Consider the following 26039-nt stretch of genomic DNA (forward strand, 5'->3'; position numbering starts at 1 on the left):
AACTACACAATTTTTACAGTTGCTATGCAAAAAAATGTTTTACATGCATGCTTTTCTTGCATATTGATTTTAACCGGCTCTGAACTTGCACTTGCTCAAACGGATTCTCTGCAAGCCAGACAACTAGGCGAAGTGACTATCCAAGCCTTCGAATCTCGCAGCACCCCACTTTCCACCACAGCGTCAGTAGGCCTGATAAGTCCTAAAACGCTAGAACGGTTCTCCCCTGCTACATGGATCAACGCAGTGAATGCAATATCAGGCGTGAGAATGGAGGAACGTTCTCCGGGAAGTTATCGATTTTCTATCCGCGGAAGCATGCTTCGTTCACCGTTCGGAGTTAGAAATATTAAATTTTACTGGAATGGGATTCCGTTCACTGATGCCGGAGGAAACACACCTCTAAATGCTTTGGATTACAACTCCGTCCAAAGTATGCAAATTATCAAAGGACCTGGCAGCAGCGTGTATGGAGCAGGCACCGGCGGTGTGGTTCTGCTTCAGAGCAATACTGAAAGCAGATCTCATAACCGGGTCGAACAAAGTATTGGTGTAGGTAAATACGGATTTCAAAGCCGGAACACCAGTTTGCAAGTTGGGGGTATAAGTGTTCAATACGGCCACAGCGAGCAGGACGGTTATCGCAACCACAGTGCCATGGGCCGGGACGCCTTTCGTTTTACCTCTGTGGGGAAACTCGGCAAAAAAGGCACATTGATGTTGTTGGGCATGTACTCTGATCTTCATTACCAAACACCTGGTGGCATCACACTTGCACAGTATCAAACCGACCCGAAACTCGCCAGACAATCCACAGCAGCTGTTCCGGGAAGTGAAGCGCAACATGCTGCAATCTATTCCAAAACCGCCTTGTTAGGTGGAAATTACACCTTGCCCCTGTCGGATAACTGGACGCAATCCAACGCGCTTTACATCACCACCACCGACTTTGCAAACCCATTTATTTCCAACTTTGAAAAGAGGGATGAGCAGGGTTTTGGCGGGCGTAACACTTGGCAGAATAATGCTTTGATCGGGAGCGTAAAGACCAATTGGACAAGTGGTTTTGAATGGCAATATGGCAAGTCGGCCCAGAGAAATTACGACAACAAAGGTGGAATCGCCGACAAACAACAAACCGTTGAAGACATCCGAACCACCACCCTCTCGGTCTTCAGCCAGTTGGAGGTTGTGCTTTTTAGTGATCTCACAGCCACAGCCGGACTGAGTTACAATACCTTTAAATATAAGTATGAGCGGTTCTTTCCGTTACCGTACAGTAATGAAGAGCGTAGTTTCGATGGAATTCTGGTTCCCCGTTTTGCACTGAACAAAATAATTGGCAAAACGTGGTCGGTTACCGCCTCTTATAGCTCAGGATTTTCGCCACCCACTTTGCAGGAAGTACGCCCCTCGGCCGGAGGTTTTCGCAGGGATTTGAATGCGGAAAAGGGAATTAATACAGAGATCACTATCAGGAAAATAGACCGGAATTTCACAGGAGAAATTGGTCTGTACAGTTTCGGCCTTCGGGAAAGCATTGTCAGAAGATCTGATGAGTCGGGTTCGGAATTTTTTATTAATGCGGGCAAAACCAGACAAAATGGTTTGGAATGGAATTTGTCATACGACTTCCTCACAAGTTCCACCCTGCCCCTTACCGTACGTCTCTGGAATTCCGGAAACTGGACGCGTTATACCTTTCAGGATTTTTCCCAGGGCGAAACAAATTTAACCGGAAAGTTGCTTCCCGGCATTCCTCGTTTCTCCCAAAATACTGGTCTTGACATTTTGTTTAAATACGGATTTTCTGTTTATGGGACATATCAGCACGGTGGAGAAATGTACCTGAACGATGCCAACACCGTTAAAAATACACCGTTTAATCAATGGACAGGACGTGTAACCTGGAAGAAAAACTGGGGAGCTCATCTTTACAGCGAAGTGTCTGCTTCAGCCGAGAAGGTGCATGCCGGCATTTACAGTTTTGGTTTTGATCTCAATGCTTTCGGTAACCGGTACTACAACGCAGCGCCAAAAAATAACCTCTGGGCCGGTGTAAAGCTGGGTTGGGAATGGAAGAGAAGATAATTGTTAATGGTAGTTGTTAATGGTTAATTGTAAACCGCTGGACTCGTAGACGATAAACAACTGAATATCAAAACACAACATCCCGGCACGCTAATTGTTTCTGACTTAATAAAACTAAATTCTAAGGTTTGCTTGTTAGTCAGGAATATGCCTCATCAAAAATCTTTCAGCCCTCAATTAATAATTGACAACTAACCATTAATAAAAAACTTGCACCTCTACCTTCATATTCCCTTTTGCCGACAAGCTTGCCACTACTGCGACTTCCATTTCAGCACCAACACCAATGCCAAAAGTGAAATGGTTAAAGCCATTGCAAAGGAAATCGTTTTGCGCCGGGAATATTTACCAGCTCAAAAGCTGGAAACAATTTATTTCGGAGGAGGTACGCCATCTATGCTCGACAAGCAGGAGTTAGATCATCTGCTTCAAACCATACATGATAATTTTGAGATTGCAGAAAATGCGGAAATAACGCTGGAGGCAAACCCTGACGACCTGGATAGCGACAAGCTTTACCAACTTGCAGAATCAGGAATTAACAGGCTGAGTATCGGTATACAGTCCTTTCATCAGCCTCACCTTACCTTTTTGAACCGGATACATTCAGCCACTGAGGCTGAAAACTGTGTCAGAATAGCTCAGGAAGCCGGTATTACCAACATTTCTATTGATCTGATCTATGCGATTCCTTCGGAAGATCATACTGTTCTGGAACTTGACATAGCCAAAGCCTTGCAACTTAATGTATCGCACATTTCTGCATACTGTCTTACAATCGAACCGCAAACCGCATTTGGTTCCTGGCTAAAAAAGAAAAAAATTCAACCCATCGATGAGGAGTTCGCGGCCAGGCAATTTGAAATTCTGACAAGCTCTCTTGCAAAAAATGGTTTCGAACAATACGAGATCTCCAACTTTGCAAAAAACGATCGATACAGCAGGCATAACAGCTCCTATTGGCAGCAACGTCCCTATCTGGGAGTTGGACCGAGCGCCCATTCCTATAATGGTAATAGCCGTGAATACAACATCGCCAATAACTCAAAATACATTGCAGCGTTGGATCTGAACCAAATCCCGGCTACTTATGAGGAGCTTACCACAGCCGACAGAACAAATGAGTATCTCCTTACCGGATTGCGTACAAAATGGGGCGTAAATACCGATGAACTGGAACGTTTGTCTAATGGGAAGTTCTGGATACAAAATGAACGCATTCTCAATGATATGTTTCAAAATGGTCTCATTCACACCAAGGAGAAGGTTATAGTCTTGACTCAGGCAGGGAAACTTTTTGCTGACCGTATAGCCAGCGATTTGTTCATTGATGAAGATTAGTTCTTCGTTCAAATTCTGCAAAGGTCAGCCAACAAAAAAACGGCATGCGCTTTTAAGTAACGCATGCCGTTTTTTTCACTCAAAATTTTCTAAGCCAAAGTAGCATTCAAAGAAATTTCTGCATTCAGCAATTGAGAAATAGGACACTCTTTTTTCGCTTTGTCGGCAATTTCTGCAAATTGCTCTGCGCTGATACCCGGGATCTGGGCCTTCAAATCAATATGGCTTTTCGTAACCTGTCCCTTGGATGGATCCAGGGTAACGGTTGCCGTTGCATCCAGTTCATCGGCAGTAAACCCAGCAGCGTTTAGCTCAAAGCTCAGTTTCATGGCGAAACATCCGGCATGTGCAGCTGCGATCAGCTCCTCGGGATTTGTACCTTTGCCTTCTGCAAAACGGGTATTAAATGAATATTGTGTGTTCTCAAGAACTGTACTTTGTGTACTAATTGTACCAGTTCCTTCTTTACCAGTACCTTTCCAAACGGCTGTTGCTTTACGATTAATCATTTTTTTTATCTTTTTTAAAATAATGGATTGTTTTAACGTTCTATTGCAGTTAAAGTACAACGGAACGCTGTTCTACGCAAATTAATTAATTATTAAAGTTGTGCCGAAGCAACCATTTTGACCTGAATGGCATCAGTTTAGTTAACGATCGTTAATGGACCGGTTTCAATTAAACCTTGTAAACCCATTTTGATCCAAAGTAAAAATTAAATAACAAATCACTTTTTATCTATTACATCATGAAAAAGCTTCTCATTCCTTTCATATTCGCAGCAGCAGTATTGTTCCAAAGTTGCACCGGTCCAAGAGGACCAGAAGGACCCATTGGCCCAGAAGGTCCTATCGGACAAACTTTTGAGATTGAAGATTACAGCTTTAATTCAGGAAACGATTGGCAATTGCGCCGCACATTTAGTTCTGCTAATGTAGGAATAGCTGATCAGGATATTGTTTTGGTGTATATTTTATGGGGAGTTGCGGATGGTGCTCCGATTTGGCGATTGCTTCCGCAGGCCATTGATATGCCCAGAGGTATCGTATACAACTTTGATTTCACACCTGCTGATTTCACCATTTTCATAGATGCACCGGCAAGCGTAAACTTGTCTACTTTGGCTTCAACAGTAACCCAAAATCAAACCTTCCGTATCGTTGCATTGCCTTCGAATTGGTCAGATGCAAAAATGAGTGCACAAGAATCTGTTGATTACAGCGATTACAATGCAGTTAAAGCGCATTTCCACCTGGATGAATCTAAAATTCAAAAAATAAGTGCGCAATAATTGCAGAGCTGGCACTAATTTTTTAAACTTGAAAACGTCACCAAATCCGGTAGCACACAGCTACCGGATTTTTTAGAACTCAATGAAACGAACACTTCAAATATTAACATGGTTGCTTTGCAGCAGCATTCCTGTTTTCTCGCAGGATTTCGCAAAACACACCGATGACTTTCGCGAAAAGTATCGTGAAGAATTCGTAAAAACTCCGAATTCTCCGTTAAAAAAAGAAGACCTTAAATACCTGCGCTTCTACGATCCGGACTCGTCGTTTCAGGTAAAAGCCACATTTGAAAGAATTCGAAACAGCAGATCATTCGGCATGCCCACATACAGCGGTGCGCAGAAGACTTTTGTAAAATATGGTGTTGTGAAATTCAGGATAGATGGCAGAAGACAAAAACTGACCGTCTACCGGAGCCTTGGGTTGGAAACCCTGCCACAATACAGAGATTATTTATTTGTCCCATTCAAAGACAAAACCAGCGGTTCTGCTACCTATGGAGGCGGTCGATACATGGATCTGAAGGTATCTGACGTAAAGGACGGCAACTGCGTCCTGGATTTCAACAAAGCATACAACCCCTATTGCGCTTACAGCGAAGGCTTTAACTGCCCCATTCCCCCAAAAGAAAATACGTTACTGGTTGCTATAAAAGCGGGCGAGAAGAATTTTGCGAAGGAACATTAAGAATCCTCATTCACGTGCTGATCTCGCATGTAAGGCACTTTCCAATTGGGATCAGTTAGGAATATTCTCCACATAAAGAAATACTTCCATTCCCTCTCCCGATTCACGCGGTATAAGGTATGGTCGGCACCTGGGAATTGTGATTTGTATGTAGCGTAATCTGCACTTAGCTTTATTTTATCAATGCCACCACAGTCTTCAAATTTCAAATCTTTTGTTGAAAAACAGAATGGAGGCGCTACTGTGGCATAAAGGATCACTGAAAGAATCTCCGATATAATTGGAAGGTTTGACAGTAATAAAATCAGAAGTGTGGGCATCAATATTTTCCGGAATAATTTCATGCTGACGTCAAGGAAAACGGTTTACACTTAGGTGATTGATATAACAAAATTATTCCTTTGGAACATCAATTCCTTTGATAATTGTCAAAATCGCTTTCAGCAGCAAAGTTATTTCCTCAAACCCGATCTGATCCTGCTTAGATGTTCCTGCGAAATGCCGAGATAAGAGGCAACATAACCCAGTTTAACACGTTGCGTGATGTCGGGGATTTGTACGAGCAGCTTTTCATATCGCTCCTCTGCACTGCAAAATGCGAAGAGTTTCATACGTTCATCAAGAAGTAAATAATTTTGCGTGATCATCAAACGTCCAAGTCGTTCAACAATGGGATAGGCTTCGAATACAGTCTCGATCTTATCGAATTGGAGACTCCACAATACAGTATTTTCCGCCAGCTGAATGTTGTAAAATGAACTTTGTCCGGTAAAAAGGCTGTCAATCGCGCTCACAATCTGTCCTTCCGATGAAAACCATGCTGTAACATCCTTCCCGTCTTTATAGTAAAATACCCGCGCTATTCCTTTTTCCAGATAATGGAATTCTTTACAGATGTCTCCCTGCTTAAACAGCAATGTGTTTTCCGGTAGCTCGCGACGAACAGTGATGTTGCTAATCGCCATCTGAACCTCTTCGTTGACAGGAACTATGCTATTCAGATATTCAAGAAAGGGATTCATCTTTTTCGGGCAATTGAAAATTAAACCAAACTGCATAAAAAAACCCGGGATGAACCGGGTTTAAAATCGTTGCTATTTTTCAGCTTTCAGCAATTCTTTCTGCTTCATAATTCTCTCAAATACTTTAATGTCGTGTTCTGAGGTAAAAATAGTGAACGGCAGATGTACAAACTGACCTTTTGAAATCACGAGCACATACGAATCTTTGTCTTTATACGCTTCCAGGATTTGCTCCCACTTCATTACACTACCTTCTTTCTGATTGATTTTCATCAAAATCTGACGGCTGTCAAACTCGTATGAGAACTTTTCAAACATCGGTTTGTATTGCGCAAGCTGTGTAATTCCTGTAAATTGAATAACCCAGAAAAGGATATACAGGGCAACTCCAACAAAAACAGTGATGTAAACCCAGTAATTAGGATAAACTCCTGTAATTCCAAGGATGGCATTGATTAAAATTAGTGCAACAGGTAGAAGAACCCATTTGATCTGCGTTTTGAAAAAGTAACGCATTGCAATGGTGATATACTTCTTGGTGGGCAACGCATATTTTTTTGTGCGAACCGCTGCCGGGTTCGTGGGCATTTGATAAACAGGCTGGTGTTTGTTCACCGATACTTTGGCCATAATTCGAATTAAAAATTAAGCAATTTCTTTTTTATAAGCATTTGTAGAACGGTAAACTGTGATTCGGACTCGATGTTTAGAAGCGCACTACCGGACAAAGCTAAAATGAAGTGCAAAGTTAGAAAAAAGCATCTGACTTACGTAGAAAGCCTTTGAAATAAAAAACAGTTATCAGAATTTAATGTAATTTGCGGTAACACGGCCTAATCAGATATTTTGGTAACCACGCCGACCAATATCATAAATGCCGGGTACTGACAGCCGACAGCCCAATTAGTACTTTTAACAATACTGCCAATAATGAGTTTTCTTTTCCCTGCTTTTCTCTGGGGTTTACTGGCCATCTCGGTCCCCATTGCGGTACATATATTTAACTTTCGCCGGACCAAACGCGTATTTTTTACCAATGTAGCTTTTCTTAAAGCCGTTGAAACGCAAACACGGTCTGTCAGAAAAATAAAACACTGGCTGATTATGGCGGCACGGATCCTTGCCATTGCCTGCCTGGCGTTCGCATTTGCTCAGCCTTACCTACCCGGAAAAAGCGAGGCTGCCGCAAGCAGGAAAGGAATAACGAGTCTGTATCTGGACAATTCGTTCAGCATGCAAAGTGAGTCAAATACGAAAAGATACATTGATCTCGCCACCGGACATTTGAGCGACCTGCTTGGGTTATTTCGCAACGTAACGTCGCTTCAACTGGTTACTAATGACTTTTCTGCGCAGGAACAGGGTCTCTATCGTACCGACAAAATACGGGATGTGCTCACAACGGTGGGACTGTCGCACACGCCGCGCACATTGGAAGACGTTTACAAACGCCAGGAAAACCTTATTTCCAGACACCAGTCTTCTGGCAGAAATCAGCTCTTCTGGTTCTCCGACTTTCAAAAAAGCACGGCTGGGAATTTGGCCAATCTCAAAATTGATACAACCAATCAACTTTTCATAGTGCCTGTTCAGGCGATTCCTGAAAAGAATATTTATGTAGATTCTGCCTGGTTAAGCTCTCCTTTTATCCGTGAATTACAGAACAACATTCTCTTCGTCAAAGTAAGCAATGCAGGTAAGGAAGAGGCGAAAAATGTCGTTTTGAAACTTACTCTGGACAATACCCAAGCGTCCACCGCATCTGTTAATGTGCCGGCAAACGGGTCCGCAACAGCACAATTTAATTTCAACCTGAAAGGTAAGGGCTACAAGAAAGGTCAGATCACATTTGACGATTTTCCTGTGGTTTTTGACAATAACTATTACTTCGTTCTCAATGCTTCACCACTGATCAGGATTTCCCACATCTATGGTGAGCAAAGTTCAGGCAATTACATCACGAACGTTTATGCCAACGACAGTCTTTTTGCAGTACAGAGTTCAAGCATAAATAATCTGGATCCCGGCAGTATCAAAAATGCCGACATGGTTGTATTGGAGGGCGTTTCTCAGGTTAACGGCACACTGTCCCAGGAGTTGCAGCAATTTGTTTCCAATGGAGGTAGTATTTCAATCATCCCGCCTGCGAAGCCTGACAGAAATAGTTATGAAGGGCTTCTCCGTAGTTTCGGAATTAATGGTCTTTCTGTTGAAAATAATGTTAATCCAGAGCCACTTCCTCTTGCCGCTCCTGATCGTAATAATCCGTTTTTCAGTGATGTATTTGAAGAGTCGGTTCGTCAGGAATTAAGCCTTAATTTACCCACAGCAGCACCTGTCTGGTCCTGGGCAGCGAGCGGACAAAAGCTACTTTCATTGAGGAACGGGCAGCAATACCTGAGCAGAATAACCAAGGGCAACGGCAAGATATACCTTTTTGCATCTCCCTTAAGTACGGAGTATGGCAACATGGCACAGCATGCCATATTTGTGCCTGTAATGTATAAAATGGCCGCAATGAGCGTACGTGCGCAACGCACCGCTTTCACATTTGACGAAAACCCGATCACGCTACAACTTGATAAAATAACACCCAATACCACCTTCAAGCTCAGACGGGATAAAACAGAGATCATTCCTGTTCAGCGGGTTACGGGCAACCAGCTACTTCTTGATATTCCTGAGGGGGATCAGCTAGGAGAAGGACTGGACGCGGGTTATTTTGAACTTGTGCAGGATAACAAGGTCGAGCAAATAATCGCGCTTAACCACAATAATAAAGAATCCAGGCTCGACTATTATTCTCCTGAGGAATTGAAGACCTTATTTGCAGGACAAAAAAATGTGCAGGTATTCCAAAACCTCGATGACAGCGCATTTGCAAGAGAATTTCAGCAGCAAAATCTCGGAACAAGCCTTTGGAAGTATTTCCTTTACGCAGCACTGTTCTTCCTTCTGGCAGAAATCGCTTTGATCAGGTTTAAAAAGTAAAAAAGTCCTTATAGCTTTCTGTTTCTGACTTTTTACCCCAACTTTGCACTAAACATCATTACATTATAATAAATGCTTTCATCCCGAATAGGAATTCTTGGCGGTGGCCAGCTTGGGCTTATGCTGTTACAAGCCGCTATCGACTGGAATCTTGATATTCACGTTTTAGATCCGGACGCCGAGGCCCCATGCCGTAAAATTGCTCCAAAGTTTACACAAGGCTCCTTACAAGACTTTGACACCGTTTATAACTTCGGCAAAAACCTTGATGTCATTACGATAGAAATAGAAAAGGTTAATGTAGAAGCACTTGAAAAACTGGAATCGGAAGGCAAACGAATTTACCCCCAACCTGCCGTAATCCGACGTATTCAGGACAAAAGGATTCAGAAACAATTCTATATTGACAAAGGCTTACCAACCGCTGAGTTCATATTAACCGACAATCGTGCAGACGTGGCGAATCACATTGATTTCCTACCTGCATTTCACAAACTTGGACGTGACGGTTACGATGGTCGTGGGGTACAGCGAATCCCTTCCGAAGCGGATTTGCATAAGGCTTTTGACCAGCCGGGATTGCTCGAGAAGGCTGTTCCATTTGAAAAGGAACTAGCGGTAATTGTCGCCAGAAATCCCTCAGGTGAAATTATGACTTTCCCAACGGTGGAAATGGTATTTCATCCTGAACACAATCTGGTAGAATATCTGTTTTCTCCTGCTGAGATATCAGCCGAAATTAATGCGAAAGCGCAGGAAATCGCTCGAAAGACAGCCGAAGCATTTGAAATAGCTGGCTTACTGGCAGTTGAATTATTCCTTACAGCCGATGGAGAAGTACTGATCAATGAAGTGGCACCACGCCCCCACAACAGCGGACATCATACCATTAAAGCCAATGTCACTTCTCAGTACGAGCAGCATTGGCGGGCAATCCTTGATCTGCCGCTTGGCGATACAGACGCCTACGCTCCTTCCGCAATGGTTAACTTGCTGGGTGAACCTGGCTTTGAAGGTCCGGCAGTATATGAAGGAATGGAAAAACTTTTGTCGACTGCACAAGTATTTCCTTTTCTTTACTGGAAAGCCATTACCAAACCATTCAGAAAAATGGGGCATATCACCATCATGGATAAAAACATTGAAGCACTTAAAGATAAAGTGAAATTCGTGAAGGAAAATATCAGAGTGATTAGCTGATTGAAATAGTATTCAGTTTACGGTTTTTAGTTGACAGTAAACAGTTCAGAGTCCGGTTTGAGGGCAGCTTTAAAGTTTAAAAATACATCATGAGATTTTTACAATATCTCACAATTTGGTAACTGGTGAAACTATAAACTATTTACTAAAAAACTCAAAATTTAAATAAAATGGTTGGAATAATAATGGGTAGTCTTTCGGATAGAAAGGTAATGCAGGAAGCAGCAGATGCACTAAAAGAGTTGGGTATAGCGTTTGAAATGGAGATCGTGTCGGCACACCGGACGCCTGAACGCATGCTTGAATATGCATCTACAGCCAGAACACGTGGATTGAAGGTGATCATAGCCGGAGCTGGTGGTGCTGCACATTTGCCAGGAATGGTGGCTTCACTTACGTCACTACCGGTGATTGGCGTACCTGTACTTTCCAGCAATTCAATAGATGGCTGGGACTCGGTATTATCCATTTTGCAAATGCCATCCGGTGTTCCAGTGGCAACGGTCGCTTTGAATGGCGCACGTAATGCCGGTATACTTGCTGCTCAGATTATTGGGGCAAGCGATGCTGAAACAGGTAAAAGACTGGATGAATTCAAGGAAAGCCTGAAAGATAAAGTGGCGATTATGAACTCTGAATTAAAAAATCTGATTGAAAAACACTAGCTGTTTGCTATTTTCGTAGCGGAAAGTCAAGCATTTCATTAAAGAGTCACCACAAAAATATAGAATTAGCAACGAGCTATGGAAGACGAATTCCCTAAGAAAAGAAATGTACGCCCGGTTGAAAAATCAAGTCTGCCTATAATCACTTTATCGGTTCTGGTTCTTTTGGTTTTGGCAATGCTCTATGTTGGTTATGAATACATCTCGGACAGTTCTTCAAATTCGGAAGAGCTTACATCGGTTGTTGCAGAACCAGCTCCCGATCCAAATGCCGTTCCCGAACCGGAAGAAACACCTCAGCCTTTAACGCAGGAAAAAGTGAAGGAATCCAAACCTGAGCCAATAAAAGAGACTGTGAAGGAAGTTTCGGCCTCGTCTATCGGCGGACAACAAATCACGCATTCAGTAAAAAGTGGAGAAACTTTCAGTAGCATTGCTTCCCGATATAATCTTAAAACAGAAACAGTAAAGGGTTTGAATTCATCTGTGTCGGATGTAAAAGCAGGGACAACCCAACTCAAAATTCAGGTTAAAACAGTTCATACTGTTGGCCCTGGTGACGTGTTACGTGTAGTTGCCAGCAAATACGGCGTTACCAAAGAAGCAATTATGAAGGCCAATGGCAAAACAAAAGATTTTGCTGAAAGAGGAGAAAAGCTGATCATTCCGTTTCCGGAGAGAAAGTAATATCACTCGTAATACCAAAAAAGGGATCGCGATGTCAATTTGCGATCCCTTTTCATTTGTGAATTTTGATTGGCTTAGAAACCTCTTCCCCCACCCTGACCACCTCTTCCACCACCCGGGAAACCTCCGCCACCTTCAAAGTCGCGTCGGCGATCGTTATTTTGTACCGGCATTTTACCGAAGTTTCTTAGTGTGTACGTGAATGTCAGCATTGCATACTGCGTAAGAACCTGGCTGCTCATATCCTGCACGTAGGTTTCTGTCACATTACGGGTAATACTGTTGTTCTGTTTAAGAATATCAAACACAGTCAGTTTAAGCTCCCCAGCATTGTTTTTCAGGAATTTCTTACCAACACTTGCATTCCACAAGGTGAAATTCTGATTAAATCCTTCTCCCAATCCACGGTATTGCTGGTTGTTCACATCCGTTTGTACCACAAAACCTTTTCCAAATATCCAGTTAATTCTTCCGCTTATTCCCGAAGTGTAGTAATTGTTGTTTAGCCGTGGCTGGATCGTATTTCTGACCACATTGTAGTTACCAGAGTACGAAAGTGTAAAATCCAAATTTTCACTGATGTTACTGCTCACTACAAGTCCCTGGGATACAGCATAGGTGTTCGAAAAGTTGGAAACCTCGTTTATTACCCCCGGAGAGCGAACATAATTGAACCCTGTGTTTACGTTTACATTCAGTTTCCATGGAGCTATTGGCTTTCCGTATGCTAAGAATGTTCTGGCATTCCAGCTGCCGTCCACGTTAATAGGCGACGTAAGTTTGGCACCCTGTTCAAGAACAATTCCGTTCGGCAAGGTGGTTGGCTCCTGTGCAATAAAAGTGGAATTCACAATAGCATTGTTGGTTTGCGTTACAAATACCATCGCGTTCAGGCTGTAAGGACGCTCCGCTCCTGCCAGGGAATAACGAACGTTGAACATATTGCGATATTCTTGTTTCAAACTCGGGTTACCAGTAGTCAGAGACAGCGGATTGCTGTTGTCGATCACGTTTTGAAGTTGTGAAATTGAAGGCTGGTTGGTCGAGCTTCTGAAAAAAGTACGGAACTGTGTCCCTGACTTTGAACGGTACATCAACATGAAATTTGGAAGAAAATTAGTGAATGACTGATCAACCGTTGCTACACGCGGCGCAAGCTGCTTGCTGTAAAGGCCAGTGCTCTGAAAATCGAGACCTACATTGGTTGTCCAGTTATTCTTCCGGTAACGATACGATATACCAGCTCTGTTGGTTGTATAGCGGTTATCAAAATTGTTGGTCAGCAAAGTATCCAAATTCAGATAAGTGTTGTCATCGAAATTCAGATTATACGTTTCCTTTCTGGAATTGCTGTTACTTAAAGTAAGTCCGTAGTTGAATTGAAGTTGACCAGTCGTACTGATTGGCTCTGTGTAAACCAGATTCGTTCCGAGTGTAGTCCCGTCTGAATTCGTAAAACTCTCCTGATTTATGGTGTCTCCTGGCATTTCCAGATTGGTAAAATACTGGTTTCGTGAGTACAGCCGGCCATTTCCGGAGCGGTCGTTCACTTGTGTATTTACATTGAGAGAGATACTTCTTCCTCTTTTTGCAAACGCATGACGGTAAAGTACATCATTTCCAAAATTGTAACCGTTTGTTTTGTTGTTACGGTTAATGTCCGTACCATTTAGCAAGCTACCATCACCCAGGCTCGTAAGACCCACTTTTGTACTGGCAGAACGGTTGTCCTGAAAACTCAGCCTTGGTGTTACAATAAGGGTATTATTCTTGTTAATGGCATATTCAATCCGGAAGTTGACCCTGTGATTGGCATTGGTGCTTGAGGTAGTACTAGTATCGTTATTGAACTGATTCCCCGCACCGCCTTGCAGGAAATACTCCTGTCTGTTGGTTTGGTAATTGGAATTATTGGTCCTGTTGAAAAAATAACTACCGGTAACGTCTACCTTCGTACCAAACTTGTTGGAATAATTTAAACCGAGCGAGTTGGTGCCGGTTAGTCCGCTCTGACCACCCACAAGGAAATTATTAGAAGATCCGCCGCCTCCGCCGCGGGCGCCCCCACCACCTCCGCCGCTTACACCAAGTAAATCCTGATTAGAAAAGTTTTGATTGTTGATATTGTTGCTCATTCCAATGACCGAGATACGCTGATTGCCCTTAAAATAGCTCACATTTCCGCCGGCCTGATACCGGTCATCCAGTCCGTACCCCGCGAAAATTTTACCGAATTGTCCAACTTTACGATCTGCTTTGGTAACAATGTTAATTGTTTTCTGACCGCTTCCGTCATCAAAGCCGGTGAACTGCGCCTGGTCACTCAATTTGTCGAAGACCTCAATTTTATCAACGATTTCAGCTGGCAGAGATTTAAGCGTGAGTGCTGCGTCTTCTCCAAAAAACGGTTTCCCATCCACCAATACCCTGTTCACTGTCTCGCCGTTTGCGGTTACGGCACCATTTGTAACCGTAATACCCGGCATTTTCTGAATAAGATCCTCCGTAGTTGCATCCGGATTGGTTTTAAAAGCGGCTGCATTAAATTGTGTGGTATCACCCTTTTGCTCCATGGCAGTTACTTGCCCTACCACTTTCACTTCCTTTAAAGTAGATACAGCCTCAGTGAGTTCGAATGTACCCAGATCCTGTGTATCGGAAGTGAGTGTAATTTTTTTATTTAGATCGTTGTAACTCAGGTAAGAAATTTTAACCAGATAAGTCACCTTCTGACTCAACCCATTTACAGAGAATTTACCCTTTGCATCCGTAGTTACATACTCCGGTTTGGCGTCGGGCACATCCCGGCTTACGGCAACATACGCGCCAACCACAGGAGAGCGGTCGGTGCTATCGAGCACAACACCAGTTATCTGTGCATTTTGTGCCTGTGTGTACGCTGATACCGAACAGCATATCACAAATAGAAAGAGAGTTAATAATCTTTTCATGGTTTCGTACAAAGGTTTATGCAGGGTTAGAGCACGTTTACCCCGGAAAGTTTAATATGTAACCGGACAAACCGGCTTTTATCTGCCAGACGGGACATTTTATAGATGAACCAGCTAAATTTGCCGATGAAATTAAAACCCAATGAATATCCAATTCGAGTTAAAAAATCTTCAAAAATGACCTACACCATTCATACAGCTGCGAATACCGATTACCCTGAAATCACGGAAGTATGGGAAGCATCCGTAAGAGCAACGCATCACTTTCTTTCCGAACATCATATTCAGTTTTACAAAACACGGATACCAAATGACTATTTACCAGCTTTGAATGCCTTTTGTATCAAAACGGATGAAAGCAAAATTGCAGGATTTATAGGTTTGTCGGACGACAAAATTGAAATGTTATTTGTAGATCCTGAGTTTTTCGGATGTGGAATTGGAAAAGCCCTCACAAGCTTCGCTATTCATGAAAAGGGAATACAGAAAGTGGATGTGAACGAGCAAAACCCGTTGGCTGTAAGATTCTATACTGGTTTGGGATTCAAGCAAACCGGTCGTTCGGAAATTGATGGAGAAGGCAATGCCTTTCCGATATTGCATTTGGAATTGTGATAGGAAATGACTGAAATCACCCTATAAGAATTTTAAACTCTACTAAAAGTTGCGCTGCGCGCTATACATGAATTGCTGATCAGACTACTGGGAAAGAAAAGCGGATTGGTCAAGGTGCAAACCCTGGATTCGGGTGAGGTTGGCCATGTGTCTGAAAGGTTGTTGAAGTAAACGAGGGATGTTTGATTTACCCACAAAAGTACGACAGCACACTTCTTTGGGAAGTGCCATATACAACCTACCAACAAATATTTATATATTGGAAATCCATTAGCCTAAATACAATACTATAATAGATGAAGAAATATTTGTATCTGCTTGCTTTGTTAATCGTGGTATTCAGTTGCTCGAAAAAAGAACATAAAGAAGAGAAAGTGCCCGACAAGGAAGTCGGCAAGGTTAACTTTTTCATGGAAACCTCAGCCAGTATGGCGGGTTATTTCAACGGCTCGACTGAATTTGTAAAGGACATCCCCAATCTTTTAGTGGATATTGAAGGAAAGGAATCTTTTGGTAAAGGTCCTCTTAAACTCTATTACGTTGCTGATTCACTGACACCGTATACGGGTTCAACCAAGGATTTCATCCGCGAAATTTCTACGACAAAAGTTGCCAACGAGAAAAGCTCGGAAATGCATAGAATTCTGGAAATGATTGCCAGTAAAACAGATTCCAACGATATTTCTCTTTTTGTGTCGGACTGTATTTTGTCTTATCCGGATAATGTCATTAAAGCCAATTCCGAAATTAATAAGCAAAAGGCGCCGGGTGAGTTGAAAGCGTTGGTTAAATCAACTTTTCTGAAATTGAAAAGGGACAATATTTCGGCTTCTTTGTACGGATTTAATTCGGCTTTCTTTGGTAATTATTATACCTATCAAAATGCAAAATTGAAGTTGGATGGCCAGGAAAGGCCTTACTATCTGTGGGTGATCGGGAACAAAGAACTGGTAAGCAAGTTCAACAAAAAACTCGCAGATCTAAATAATTTTAAGCCGGTTCTTGATCTTAACTTCGGGTTGTTTGATAAAACCATTGACGATTTTGAAACATTTTTTACTTACGAAAAGTCAGGTGAATGGCAGCCAAAAGATAAAGAAATTTCCGAACTGAAAGTGTCGAAAAAAAATCCAGCTGTATTTGCAATCGCAGTGGATTTATCTTCTCTTCCAAACTCTATTTCGAGTCCAGACTATTTAATTAAACATTTTAAAACGTCGTCTGAAAATTTAGAATTTAGGATTAAGAAAATTTTACGTACCGAAGAGGTAGATAAATCGAATTTAAAAAGAGAAAAGGGCTTTTTGACCAATAATTCGCACGTAATCGTTATTGAAGTTTTGGATCTCTATAAAGATAAGGGTAGTATTGATCTCAAACTTCCACTGGTTTATGACAATGGATACAAAGCCATGTCGACCATGGACGACAGAAATCTGGATTCTATTCCGGGAAAAACCTTTGCTTTTGAACACCTGATTGATGGTGTTCGCGAGGCTTACGAAAATTCAAATGACAACTTTATTCATATTTCAATACCTGTAAAAAAATAGCTTCCATGTTTGAATTTCTTTATGAGCTGCTTTGCGGACAAAATCCGGATCCGATTTTTGCAACAGATATTTATCCTTTTGTAGGTCTGTTTACACTGGTTTTCGCCTTTGTTTTCACGCTTGTGTTTTACATAATTCTGGGAAGAAGCAGGCCTGTCTGGGACAAAACCATTCACTGGGTCATCACCATGGTCATTTTACTGATCATCGCATTCGGCTTCGCCTACAACCATGCGCAAACGGTCACCGAGGAAAGTGAAAATTCTTTCTTCTATACTTTTGCAATGGTCAACACCCTCTATGCGTTTGTTTACTACGTCCTGTTTTCAATCTTGTTGAAAAGATTTTCGATTTTCGCCAAGCGCACTCCCTTTTAACCCGTCGATTTAGCACAGATTATGCCTACAAGAAATACGTTTGTTTTTGGAATTGGTGGAACAGGGGCGAGGATCGTTCGCTCTTTGACAATGCTGCTCGCGGCAGGTGCAAAACTTAACGATACAAATAAAATTATCCCGATTATTATTGACGTCGATGCGGATAATGCCGACACGAGCAGGGCATTGGCGGCGCTTAAAACCTATAAATTTATCCGCTCACACGGGTATAGCAACACCGAAGAAATTCGAGACGGTTTCTTCAATGCCAACCTGAATACATTGAGCTCTATTACACCGGAGAACGATTATTCAGAAGGGCTTGATGATTCATTTCAATTGCAATTTGAAAATCTTGAAAAATCATTCATTGAGTATCTTGACCCGAGAGGTGAACTTGTGGGCGATATTAACATGGATCTGCTTGAAGCGCTTTACGACAATTCCAGCCACGACGACCCAAATACAGAATTAAATCTGAAACTAAATCAGGGTTTTAAAGGAAATCCAAACATTGGATGCGTTGTTTTCAATAACCTGGCCAATACGAAGGAGTTTAAGTTTGTGTTGAAAAGTATTGGAGAACATGACCGAATATTTATAGCTAGTTCTATTTTTGGAGGGACAGGTTCCTCCGGTTTTCCACAGTTGGTGAAATTGCTGCAACAGGAAGAAAAACTGCGTGGGAATAAATATGGTGCGCTTACTGTGATGCCTTATTTTAATGTCACCGACGATAGTAAAAGTGCTATCAATTCGGATATGTTTAACTCTAAAACCGAAGCAGCACTTTCCTATTATCTCAAATATCTGAATGGTAAGATCAATTGTTTTTATCAGTTGTGGGACCGACCGCTGAAACAGTATGAAAACAAACAAGGCGGCATTGAACAGAAAAACAGTGCTCACCTGATAGAATTAATTGGTGCCACTGCCATCATTGACTTCGTTAACAAACCGGACGGCAATTTTGCGAGCAGGGGTCAAACACAATATTTTGATTACGGAATAAAGAAAGAAGATCAGGTAATTGACATCAGGCATTTTTATCCAAATACTGCCAAAACGGTGATGGAGCCGCTGACGCAGCTTACTTACGCCATGAAAATTTATCTGGAAACATTGCCAGAGTTTCGTAACGAAGCTTTTTACAAGGAATTAAACTTGGCTGATAAATACTCGAATAACGAATTTTACCAGAACCTGACCGCTTTCTTTTCGGTACATTACAAAAACTGGCTGTTAGAAATGTCCGGAAATGAGAGAACATTTCAGCCTTTTAATCTGAGTCAGGATCTGAATGCGCTGGTGAGAGAAAAGCCGATTGAGGTCAAGAAAGTACTGGGGATAGTAACCAAGGCTGGAATTTCAGAAGCATTTCTGAAAACTGAGCTGGGAAAACTGGAAGATGAGTTAAAGAAAAGCATCCCGGATCAGGATAAACGTTTCTTTAAATTGCTCAACCGTATTTCTATGGAATGCTACAAAAAACTGGAAGCACTTCCATCCATGATCTAAATCTCATAGCCATGCCTTCATACATTTTTAGAAAATATCCGGGTTACAATCCGAACGAAATACAAGACTGGAGTCAAAGCACAGGAATTGATCCTGCCAGTTTTGATCCTGAAAATATCGCTTTTGGCAGAGGTGCGTCCAAGGCGGGAACTTCGATTCCCTCACCCATGGCGCGGCTTGAACTTTTTGATACTGCCTTTCAAATTGTCGCTTCGGATCGTGGAAATCTGGATGGAAATACGATTTATCATCAGCTCGTATCCGACTGTCTGGATGTGTTTCAACTCTTGTTTAATGCCAAAAATTCTGAAATCGGTCCCGGCAAAAAGATCTGGTTCAAGGAATGGAAAGTTCAGGAAAACATTGGCAGACTGAAAGAAAGAGGTAAGGATCACCCACACAGTCTGCTGGCAAAATCACTGGAACAGATTTTCAATGATAAGGACAGTGACAGATTTTCGGAAATGGACAGCCTTTTCCTGATTTTTTATGAGAATAAATTATTAGGCGGCACTTCACCTCTTTCCTTATTTTTTACAACGCCAAACTGGGCGCGGTACATCAAGAATAACGATATCAAAACAATTCCGCAGAGCTCCGACGGGAAATTGTTTTTCAGCAATGATTACCGTCCGCTGTTCAAAAGAGACCGGGAATTCATCGAATATATTTATAAACTTTCGCTTCAATTTAAACCGGCATTTGCCAAAGCGGATGGCTTTCGAAAGTATCTGAACAAAACGGTGGATCGTTATTTTTCGGATTTCAGACATCAGTTTCCCGATTATCAGCAGGCGGGCGTCAGTTTGATGGATGCTGAATACAGCAAGATCAAAACGAATGTTGACGGGAAATTTCTGACCGTTAACGGACTTTTCTTTTTCCATCAAAAGGAAGAAAAAGAAAAGGAAAAAATAAAATCGGTCAGCGATTTTATCATCCGGGCTACGGAGACAAAATATCGGGAACAGTATAACGATAAAAATGAGCAGCAGCTTGTTGAACCACCTTTGGTTTTAGTCGACGGAATGAATATCCCTGGAGACTACATGGAGAAAAATATTCCATGGAATTCATCCACACGGATTAAGGATTTTTATCACCGGGGAGTTCCTTTGTTTGAGAGAAAGTTGCCACAGGGAAATGCCCTTACCACGGTCACATATCCTTTTCTCACAATTGATGATTTCCTGGAAGATTCTCTGGTAGAAATGCCGTTTAACATCAACAGAGGAAAGTTTTACACAGGTTTTGGCGGCGATTTTAAATATTTACTGCCTATCAGGAAGGAATATTTCAACTTCTTCAACCTGGCAGATTTGAAAAACAATCTATCGATTGAGTTAAGCGACGGGCAGGTTACAGCGAATCTTAAAATACCCGTAAAAAACAGGAAAGGAGTTTCCGAGGTCGTTTTTTCAAGGAAGTATGAGAAGGGCAAATCTATTGTTGAATATCGTTCGGATTTGGGGATATTTCCGTTCTATCAGATCAATGATTCCGATCCGAGACTAAAAGACCTGAACGAGTATACCATTCTTTTGGCAGAAAGAAATGAGAAAATGTCGTTGAAAGCATTGGAGTTTTATTCTTTCAAGAACTTTGCTGCCGACGCGACGAAGCTTAATGCGACCGTGGATGAGCGGTCTACCTGGTCGGATATCAATGCAGGAAATTCGGGTTCAACATCAAGATTTTATAAAATCAAAGAAGCCTTTGATTACATTCAGCTGGCATATTCTGATCCAAATGAAATTGATTCCGGAGGATTAATTATTCCGAATTTCGAAACGAAAACTTTTAATAAAGATAACCTTACCAAAGCTTATACATTTGCCATAGATTTTGGAACGTCAAATACGCATATTGCTTACATGCAAAATGGCGAGGCGTTGCCAAGGCCATTTGATATCGGTGAGCAGGACCAACAAATGGTCTTGCTTAATGCGCCCGGCCGGAATGAATCGGGTGGGAATAAATTCGATTCCTATGGCAATTCCGGTTGGATGGATTTGACATTAAGAAGAGAGTTTTTGCCGCCTGTTTTAGGAGCGGGGCAAAATATCTCCTATCCGTTCAAAACGGCGACCTGCGAAATTGTTTCCTTTAACAATATTCAGAACAAGTCGTTATTCAGTCACATCAATATTGGTTATTACATTGATCAGGAGGAAGTTCAGGCGAGCAATGTGAATTACACGACCAACTTGAAATGGCTGCTGGAAAACGATAATAACGATTCGAATAAAAGTCGGGTAAGTGCATTCCTGAAACAGCTTTTACTGCAAATCAGAGCAAAAATAATTCTGAATTATGGTAATCCGGCTGATTTGAAAGTGGTCTGGTCCGTTCCCTTGAGTATGGAACGGGGGATTAAGTCGGAGCTGAGAAAAGTCCTGGATAGTGCTTTTAAAGATGTTTTCAAAAATTCGGGGGCCAAACTACTAGATCCAATCCCGGAGTCCGTAGCTCCTTATTTCTTTTTGACCAAATCGGACACAGATATTCAGGATACGGCCAATGTGGTGAACGTGGATATTGGTGGCGGCACGACGGACGTGATGATGTTTATGGAATCTGCCGGAAACCGGATTGATAAATATTTAACAACTTCATTCCGTTTTGCGGGTAGTGATATTTGGGGGAATGGGTATCGGAACAAACTAAAAGACAACGGTTTTATCCGAAATTACCTAGGTTATCAAAAGAAGAATAACATCAGTCCGAATGAGATAAAATACTTCAATAAGGTAAAGGACGACACAAATCTTAGTGCCGATGATTTGGTGAGTTTACTTTTCCGGTATGACGACTTTAAATTCAGCGATTCCATTACGATTGGAAATCCGGATTTGCTGATTATTCCTTATCTGCATTATAGCGCCATTATTTTCCATTTGGTACAGTTGATTGAAGTTAAGGGTTATCCTTTGCCGAGATATTTGTCTTTTACCGGAAAAGGAAGTCAGTATATTAAACTGCTTTGTGGTGGAGATGAGCGCGATCTGGAAGATTTTACCCGTTTGTTAATTAACGCATATACAACGAAACCGCTCCAATCTGGATTTAAAATTCACTTAAATTCTAATCCGAAAGAGATCACTGCAAATGGTTCCATATTATATGCTTTGGCTTCGGAAGATGAGAAAGAGAAGTATAGAAAAAATATGGATTTTATACATCCGGGCTTTGATCCAAAGACAAATCCGGAATTGGAATTAAAGCTTTTAACCGGTGCAGGCAAATTCAATGTTTCGGATACGTTCGAAGTTGATAGTCCGCTAAATGTTGCAGTGCTTACCAACCTTAATGAGTTTTTGGAAAAAACACTCAGCAATCCGGATATCACGAAATTCCTGAAAGATTTTAAAATCAACGGTCTTAAAGAATCATTGAGACTGTTGCAGTGGAACAATAATATTTTCAACGGAGAAGGTTTCGTCTACGACAGTTATCGCAAAGTTTTACAGGGTTTACATAAGCAGGAAGGTGAAAACGAGATTTCGGAATCACTATTTTTCTTCGCTTTGAAAGACGCATTGTATCGGCTTTCAAAAAGTATAACAGAAATCTAACCGGTTGTTTAATGAAAAAGTGGGTTGTTTTCTTTGTGTTTTTGGTTTCGAATTTATCAGTAAAGGCTGACAATGATGCGGATAAACAAATCAGGGAAGCGAAATTTCAGATCGTAAAAGAAAGTATTGAATTTTTGGCGTCTGACAAAGAAACATTTAAAGATGCTAAGCAAAGGCAATGCCCAAGTTGTAAAAGTTATGAAGAACTGGTAATTTTTGTCAAGAATAACAAAATAAAAAAAGCAGATCAACTGATCGGCGACTGGCAATCAATAGAGGTTGATGGAAGCGTTTCAAACTGGAAAAAGAGCCTGACCGGCTTTAAAGACCAAGTAATTACAAAAATTACATCGGGTCCCAAAAGTAATCGGAAGAAGTTTTCGAATTATGATGCTTATAAAAACAGGCTGGATTCAATTATTGAAAATGTATCCATATCGGAGCCCATTGAAGATGTGCCTGATATTCAAAAAATAGAGGAGAAACAAAGCGTTGTTGTTGAACCAAAGGTAACAGAACCAGTAAAAGTAATGTCAGAAAAATCATCAGAATCAGCCAGTTTTTTTGCGTTTTTACCAGACATTTCAAAAGACATGTCATACATCATTATCCTGCTTCTATTGGCCGTTATCCTGTTTTTACTATGGGTGCTTCGCAATAAAAATCAAGTTATCGACAAAAGCAGCAAGGCTTTGGATGACCACCTCCACAAGAACGGAAGTACAGAATGGCAGTCGAAAAATTTGAGTAGTGAATTGAAAGCCGTTAAGCAAAAATTGAAAGAAGCGGAGGTAGAAATTGCAGTTCTTCAGGATAATTTAAACGCTGAGGTCGAAAGAAATGAACGGCTTTCTATCGTGCCGGAAATAGAAAATCCGGTGCAGCAGGTTGCTGTTTCTCAATCAGAACCGTCTGTAAAATATGCGAGGTACGCAGACCAGGGAGATGGATTTTCTGTTCAGGAATTGCTGGATGACGAGGATAGCGAAACAATATTCGAGCTGACTATTTTGTCTCCTAATACTGCTTCGTTTAAAATATCCGGTAATCAAAATGCGCAACGTTATGCGCTTTCAAACTCTCCCTATTTTCTGGGAAAGACAAGTCAATATGATACTTTTCCATCCGGCAATAGTTTGATTAACACGGATATACCTGGTGAATTGAAACTACAAGGTAGCAAATGGCTGATTGTTAAGCCGATCCAGATTAGTTTTAGTTAACAGAAATATTCAACGAAATGGCGTCAATAGAAAGCCTGAAACAGCAATTAAAGGATTTGCTTATTTTAAATCATGGCGATATAAAAATAACGGAATATCCCAATTTGGTGTCAGACGGAAGGGAACTTGATTTTAATCTTGGACAATTAAATCAGCTTATACAACAGGTCTATTCAGAAATTGACTGGCGACCATATGAGATCATTAATACTAAACTTGAACTGATTTTTCGCAAAGGTATCTTGACGACAGAGCAATTTGAGGAAATTGCGTTGCTTGTTGGAGACAGCGTTAACAGAAATATTATTACGCAATATGTTATAGCGGAGTTAAAAAAAAGAGATTTTAAACCGCGCGAGATAAATCACGCCGATCCATTGTCTATTCAGAATAAATGGATGACCGATTTAGTCTGGCTGGATTATAAGGAAAGTCTGATTGAAGTGGAATGGCTTGGTGAAAAGGCTAATTCATTAAGCAAGCTTGGCGATATCTCATTCAATAATAAAGACGACGCGAAATATTTTCTGAGAAACGGAAATTACCTGCCCGGGCTTGTCACTGCTTTGACGAAGAGCGCATCAAAAGCAGACGAATTTGCGAGAATTATTGAAGAGGAATTTGATTCGGAAAAGCGCTATTTACGAATTCTCTATAAATTAAACCCCCGTTTACCTTTTCGTTTTGAGGACGAACTTTACACAGAAGTTCCCGCTTTGTTGCAAAAAGCATGTGAAACTCCAAAAGGGTATGAAGCTTTAAAGGAAATATACAGCAAAGGAATCCTGCATATCTGGATTCGGGAGTCGGATCCGGGGATAGCCCTAAATCTTTCTAATCAGTACGATCTCAATAGTTTTCTAAGATTCCTGTATAAAACTGACGCTAGCCTACCTTTTTTTATCAAGAATCTAAGATTCCTGACACCTGAAGCTCTTTCAAATTACGCCAAGACAGATTTTTCTATCTGGCCTGACGTTGCAGAATCCATGGCAGCCCGGAATATTCATGAATGGTTTTCCGGCATTGGCAAAGAGACTTGGAACGATCAAATTGCCGCGAGTTATGAGTTTATCTCCAATGCTACGTATTATTCAGAGGGAGAAATCAGGCTTGGTATGGTTCAGGCACTGTTTCATATAATCAATATTTTTTCTAACAAACCCAAGCTTGTAGCTGACCAGGAAAAGATACAACTGTTGGCTATTGATGGTGGTCTTACCGTAAACCATACCATCAATATCTCTTTGAAGGATGACGGGTATACCAAAGCAAAGGTTTATTTTAAATTTACGAAGGAGGGTATTTCACTGAATAAGGATATTTTAGAATTTAACAATCTGGAAGGCAAGCTAAGTGAAAATTTCGATATCATCATTGATACCTTTTTACTGCAAAAAGAGGAGCTTTATCATCTGGAACTCGTAATATCTTCTGTTTACGAGGATATTGTTATACCTGTCGATATAAAAGTTGTTTTTCCTAAAAAAGCCTACATTACAAAACTTGTACTCTACGGCTTCCTGACGGCTTGTTACTTTGGTGCCTTCAGATTTCTATTGGGCGTTTTCACTGGTTACAAGGGTTGGTTAGTTCACAATGTAGAAGTGGGAAATCCTGATAACATTATTAATAATTCACCTTTACTGGCATTTTTCCTATTTGCTCTGTTTATTTTAGGCGGGATATTTTCCTTCAGTTTGGTTAAAAAATATGAGAAGATATGAAAGATGGAAGATCCATAATTTTGTCTCTGGCAATAGCTGCCTTGTTTGCCTACTTATTGCGTGGTTTTCTTGGAAAAGTAAGTTCCTTTTTCTTTGTCCCAATAGACAATCTTTTATTCATTTCAGGTAGCATTCCACCAGTTTTAATGTGGATGGTTTTTGGATTATTGATCGGGCTTGTATTTGGTTCATTTGTTTCAATAAAAAAATATAAACTTGACTACAAGTTACTTATATACCCGATATTGACTTTGCTCTTAGGTGTAGGTTTAATAATACTAGCCTCATTTGTTGTAGAGAAATCTAAGAAAAAATCTGATGGTAAGGTTACTGGAGAGGTTGTACCAGACGGTAGGAATCAAAAAGATTTGTCTTCGACAAACCGTACGAAATTGAATGAAATATTAAATAAAGCCATTCAGGCGGCGGAAAATTAGAGATACGAAAGCGCAGAAGAACTTTTTGTAAAAGCATCATCGATTGGAAAAGGTGATTCACGGCTGGATCTCTATGAACGAAAAAGC

The 26039-nt window shown here is 41.2% G+C and carries 21 protein-coding genes; 16 read left to right on the forward strand and 5 right to left on the reverse strand.

Going from position 1 to position 26039, the window contains the following annotated elements:
- Nucleotides 1–24: 24 nt before the first annotated feature.
- Nucleotides 25–2091, forward strand: a complete 2067-nt coding sequence (locus tag LZG71_RS14515; RefSeq protein WP_233821435.1) for a TonB-dependent receptor — start codon at nucleotides 25–27, stop codon at nucleotides 2089–2091.
- A 210-nt stretch (nucleotides 2092–2301) separates the two neighbouring features.
- Nucleotides 2302–3432, forward strand: a complete 1131-nt coding sequence (gene hemW, locus LZG71_RS14520; protein WP_233821436.1) for a radical SAM family heme chaperone HemW — start codon at nucleotides 2302–2304, stop codon at nucleotides 3430–3432.
- A gap of 89 nt (nucleotides 3433–3521) precedes the next feature.
- Here the strand turns inward: hemW and LZG71_RS14525 are convergent, their stop codons facing one another.
- On the reverse strand, nucleotides 3522–3941 hold the full coding sequence (locus LZG71_RS14525; RefSeq protein ID WP_233821438.1) for an OsmC family protein: 420 nt from the start codon (nucleotides 3939–3941) through the stop codon (nucleotides 3522–3524).
- Between the two features lie 239 nt (nucleotides 3942–4180).
- Here LZG71_RS14525 and LZG71_RS14530 point away from each other — a divergent pair, with 239 nt between their 5' ends.
- Entirely contained in the window at nucleotides 4181–4723 is a 543-nt protein-coding gene (locus LZG71_RS14530; RefSeq protein ID WP_233821440.1) for a hypothetical protein, read from the forward strand.
- Between the two features lie 82 nt (nucleotides 4724–4805).
- Nucleotides 4806–5411, forward strand: a complete 606-nt coding sequence (locus tag LZG71_RS14535) for a DUF1684 domain-containing protein (protein ID WP_233821442.1) — start codon at nucleotides 4806–4808, stop codon at nucleotides 5409–5411.
- Here the strand turns inward: LZG71_RS14535 and LZG71_RS14540 are convergent.
- From LZG71_RS14540 to LZG71_RS14550, 3 genes are all read right to left on the reverse strand, one after another.
- Complete coding sequence (locus LZG71_RS14540) at nucleotides 5408–5755, reverse strand: hypothetical protein (RefSeq protein WP_233821443.1); 348 nt, start codon at nucleotides 5753–5755, stop codon at nucleotides 5408–5410. The two genes, LZG71_RS14535 and LZG71_RS14540, sit on opposite strands and share 4 nt — an antisense overlap.
- A gap of 108 nt (nucleotides 5756–5863) precedes the next feature.
- Nucleotides 5864–6433, reverse strand: coding sequence for a Crp/Fnr family transcriptional regulator (locus LZG71_RS14545; RefSeq protein ID WP_233821445.1), 570 nt, complete (start codon nucleotides 6431–6433; stop codon nucleotides 5864–5866).
- A 72-nt stretch (nucleotides 6434–6505) separates the two neighbouring features.
- On the reverse strand, nucleotides 6506–7063 hold the full coding sequence (locus LZG71_RS14550) for a YcxB family protein (protein WP_233821447.1): 558 nt from the start codon (nucleotides 7061–7063) through the stop codon (nucleotides 6506–6508).
- Between the two features lie 300 nt (nucleotides 7064–7363).
- Between LZG71_RS14550 and LZG71_RS14555 the strand changes: the two genes are divergently transcribed.
- The 4 genes from LZG71_RS14555 to LZG71_RS14570 all read left to right on the forward strand — a co-directional run bounded on the left by LZG71_RS14555 (nucleotide 7364) and on the right by LZG71_RS14570 (nucleotide 11976).
- Nucleotides 7364–9424, forward strand: coding sequence for a BatA domain-containing protein (locus tag LZG71_RS14555; RefSeq protein ID WP_233821449.1), 2061 nt, complete (start codon nucleotides 7364–7366; stop codon nucleotides 9422–9424).
- Nucleotides 9425–9496: 72 nt separating this feature from the next.
- Nucleotides 9497–10624 carry a 5-(carboxyamino)imidazole ribonucleotide synthase gene (locus LZG71_RS14560; protein ID WP_233821451.1) on the forward strand — a complete coding sequence of 376 codons (1128 nt, stop codon included), beginning with the start codon at nucleotides 9497–9499 and terminating at the stop codon, nucleotides 10622–10624.
- A 170-nt stretch (nucleotides 10625–10794) separates the two neighbouring features.
- The gene (gene purE / locus LZG71_RS14565) at nucleotides 10795–11289 is read left to right on the forward strand and encodes a 5-(carboxyamino)imidazole ribonucleotide mutase (RefSeq protein ID WP_233821453.1); all 495 of its coding nucleotides are present in this window, start codon (nucleotides 10795–10797) and stop codon (nucleotides 11287–11289) included.
- A gap of 78 nt (nucleotides 11290–11367) precedes the next feature.
- The gene (locus LZG71_RS14570) at nucleotides 11368–11976 is read left to right on the forward strand and encodes a LysM peptidoglycan-binding domain-containing protein (protein WP_233821455.1); all 609 of its coding nucleotides are present in this window, start codon (nucleotides 11368–11370) and stop codon (nucleotides 11974–11976) included.
- Between the two features lie 74 nt (nucleotides 11977–12050).
- Here LZG71_RS14570 and LZG71_RS14575 read toward each other — a convergent pair whose 3' ends face one another.
- Nucleotides 12051–14927: an outer membrane beta-barrel protein gene (locus LZG71_RS14575; protein ID WP_233821456.1), complete on the reverse strand. Its 2877-nt coding sequence runs from the start codon at nucleotides 14925–14927 to the stop codon at nucleotides 12051–12053.
- Nucleotides 14928–15104: 177 nt separating this feature from the next.
- Here LZG71_RS14575 and LZG71_RS14580 point away from each other — a divergent pair, with 177 nt between their 5' ends.
- From LZG71_RS14580 to LZG71_RS14615, 8 genes are all read left to right on the forward strand, one after another.
- Nucleotides 15105–15542: a GNAT family N-acetyltransferase gene (locus tag LZG71_RS14580; protein WP_233821458.1), complete on the forward strand. Its 438-nt coding sequence runs from the start codon at nucleotides 15105–15107 to the stop codon at nucleotides 15540–15542.
- Between the two features lie 296 nt (nucleotides 15543–15838).
- On the forward strand, nucleotides 15839–17095 hold the full coding sequence (locus tag LZG71_RS14585; RefSeq protein ID WP_233821460.1) for a hypothetical protein: 1257 nt from the start codon (nucleotides 15839–15841) through the stop codon (nucleotides 17093–17095).
- Between the two features lie 5 nt (nucleotides 17096–17100).
- The gene (locus LZG71_RS14590; protein WP_233821462.1) at nucleotides 17101–17472 is read left to right on the forward strand and encodes a hypothetical protein; all 372 of its coding nucleotides are present in this window, start codon (nucleotides 17101–17103) and stop codon (nucleotides 17470–17472) included.
- A 21-nt stretch (nucleotides 17473–17493) separates the two neighbouring features.
- The gene (locus LZG71_RS14595) at nucleotides 17494–18990 is read left to right on the forward strand and encodes a hypothetical protein (protein WP_233821464.1); all 1497 of its coding nucleotides are present in this window, start codon (nucleotides 17494–17496) and stop codon (nucleotides 18988–18990) included.
- Entirely contained in the window at nucleotides 18951–22565 is a 3615-nt protein-coding gene (locus LZG71_RS14600) for a hypothetical protein (RefSeq protein ID WP_233821466.1), read from the forward strand. The genes LZG71_RS14595 and LZG71_RS14600 overlap by 40 nt, the downstream gene beginning before the upstream one ends.
- Before the next feature lie 11 nt (nucleotides 22566–22576).
- Complete coding sequence (locus LZG71_RS14605; RefSeq protein ID WP_233821468.1) at nucleotides 22577–23788, forward strand: hypothetical protein; 1212 nt, start codon at nucleotides 22577–22579, stop codon at nucleotides 23786–23788.
- Between the two features lie 17 nt (nucleotides 23789–23805).
- Nucleotides 23806–25515, forward strand: a complete 1710-nt coding sequence (locus LZG71_RS14610; RefSeq protein ID WP_233821470.1) for a hypothetical protein — start codon at nucleotides 23806–23808, stop codon at nucleotides 25513–25515.
- Entirely contained in the window at nucleotides 25512–25952 is a 441-nt protein-coding gene (locus LZG71_RS14615; RefSeq protein ID WP_233821472.1) for a hypothetical protein, read from the forward strand. Before LZG71_RS14610 ends, LZG71_RS14615 begins: the two co-directional genes overlap by 4 nt.
- The last annotated feature ends 87 nt before the right edge of the window (nucleotides 25953–26039 follow it).

Origin of the sequence: Dyadobacter sp. CY312 (genome assembly GCF_021390535.1) — a bacterium.
Taxonomy (GTDB): Bacteria; Bacteroidota; Bacteroidia; order Cytophagales; family Spirosomataceae; genus Dyadobacter.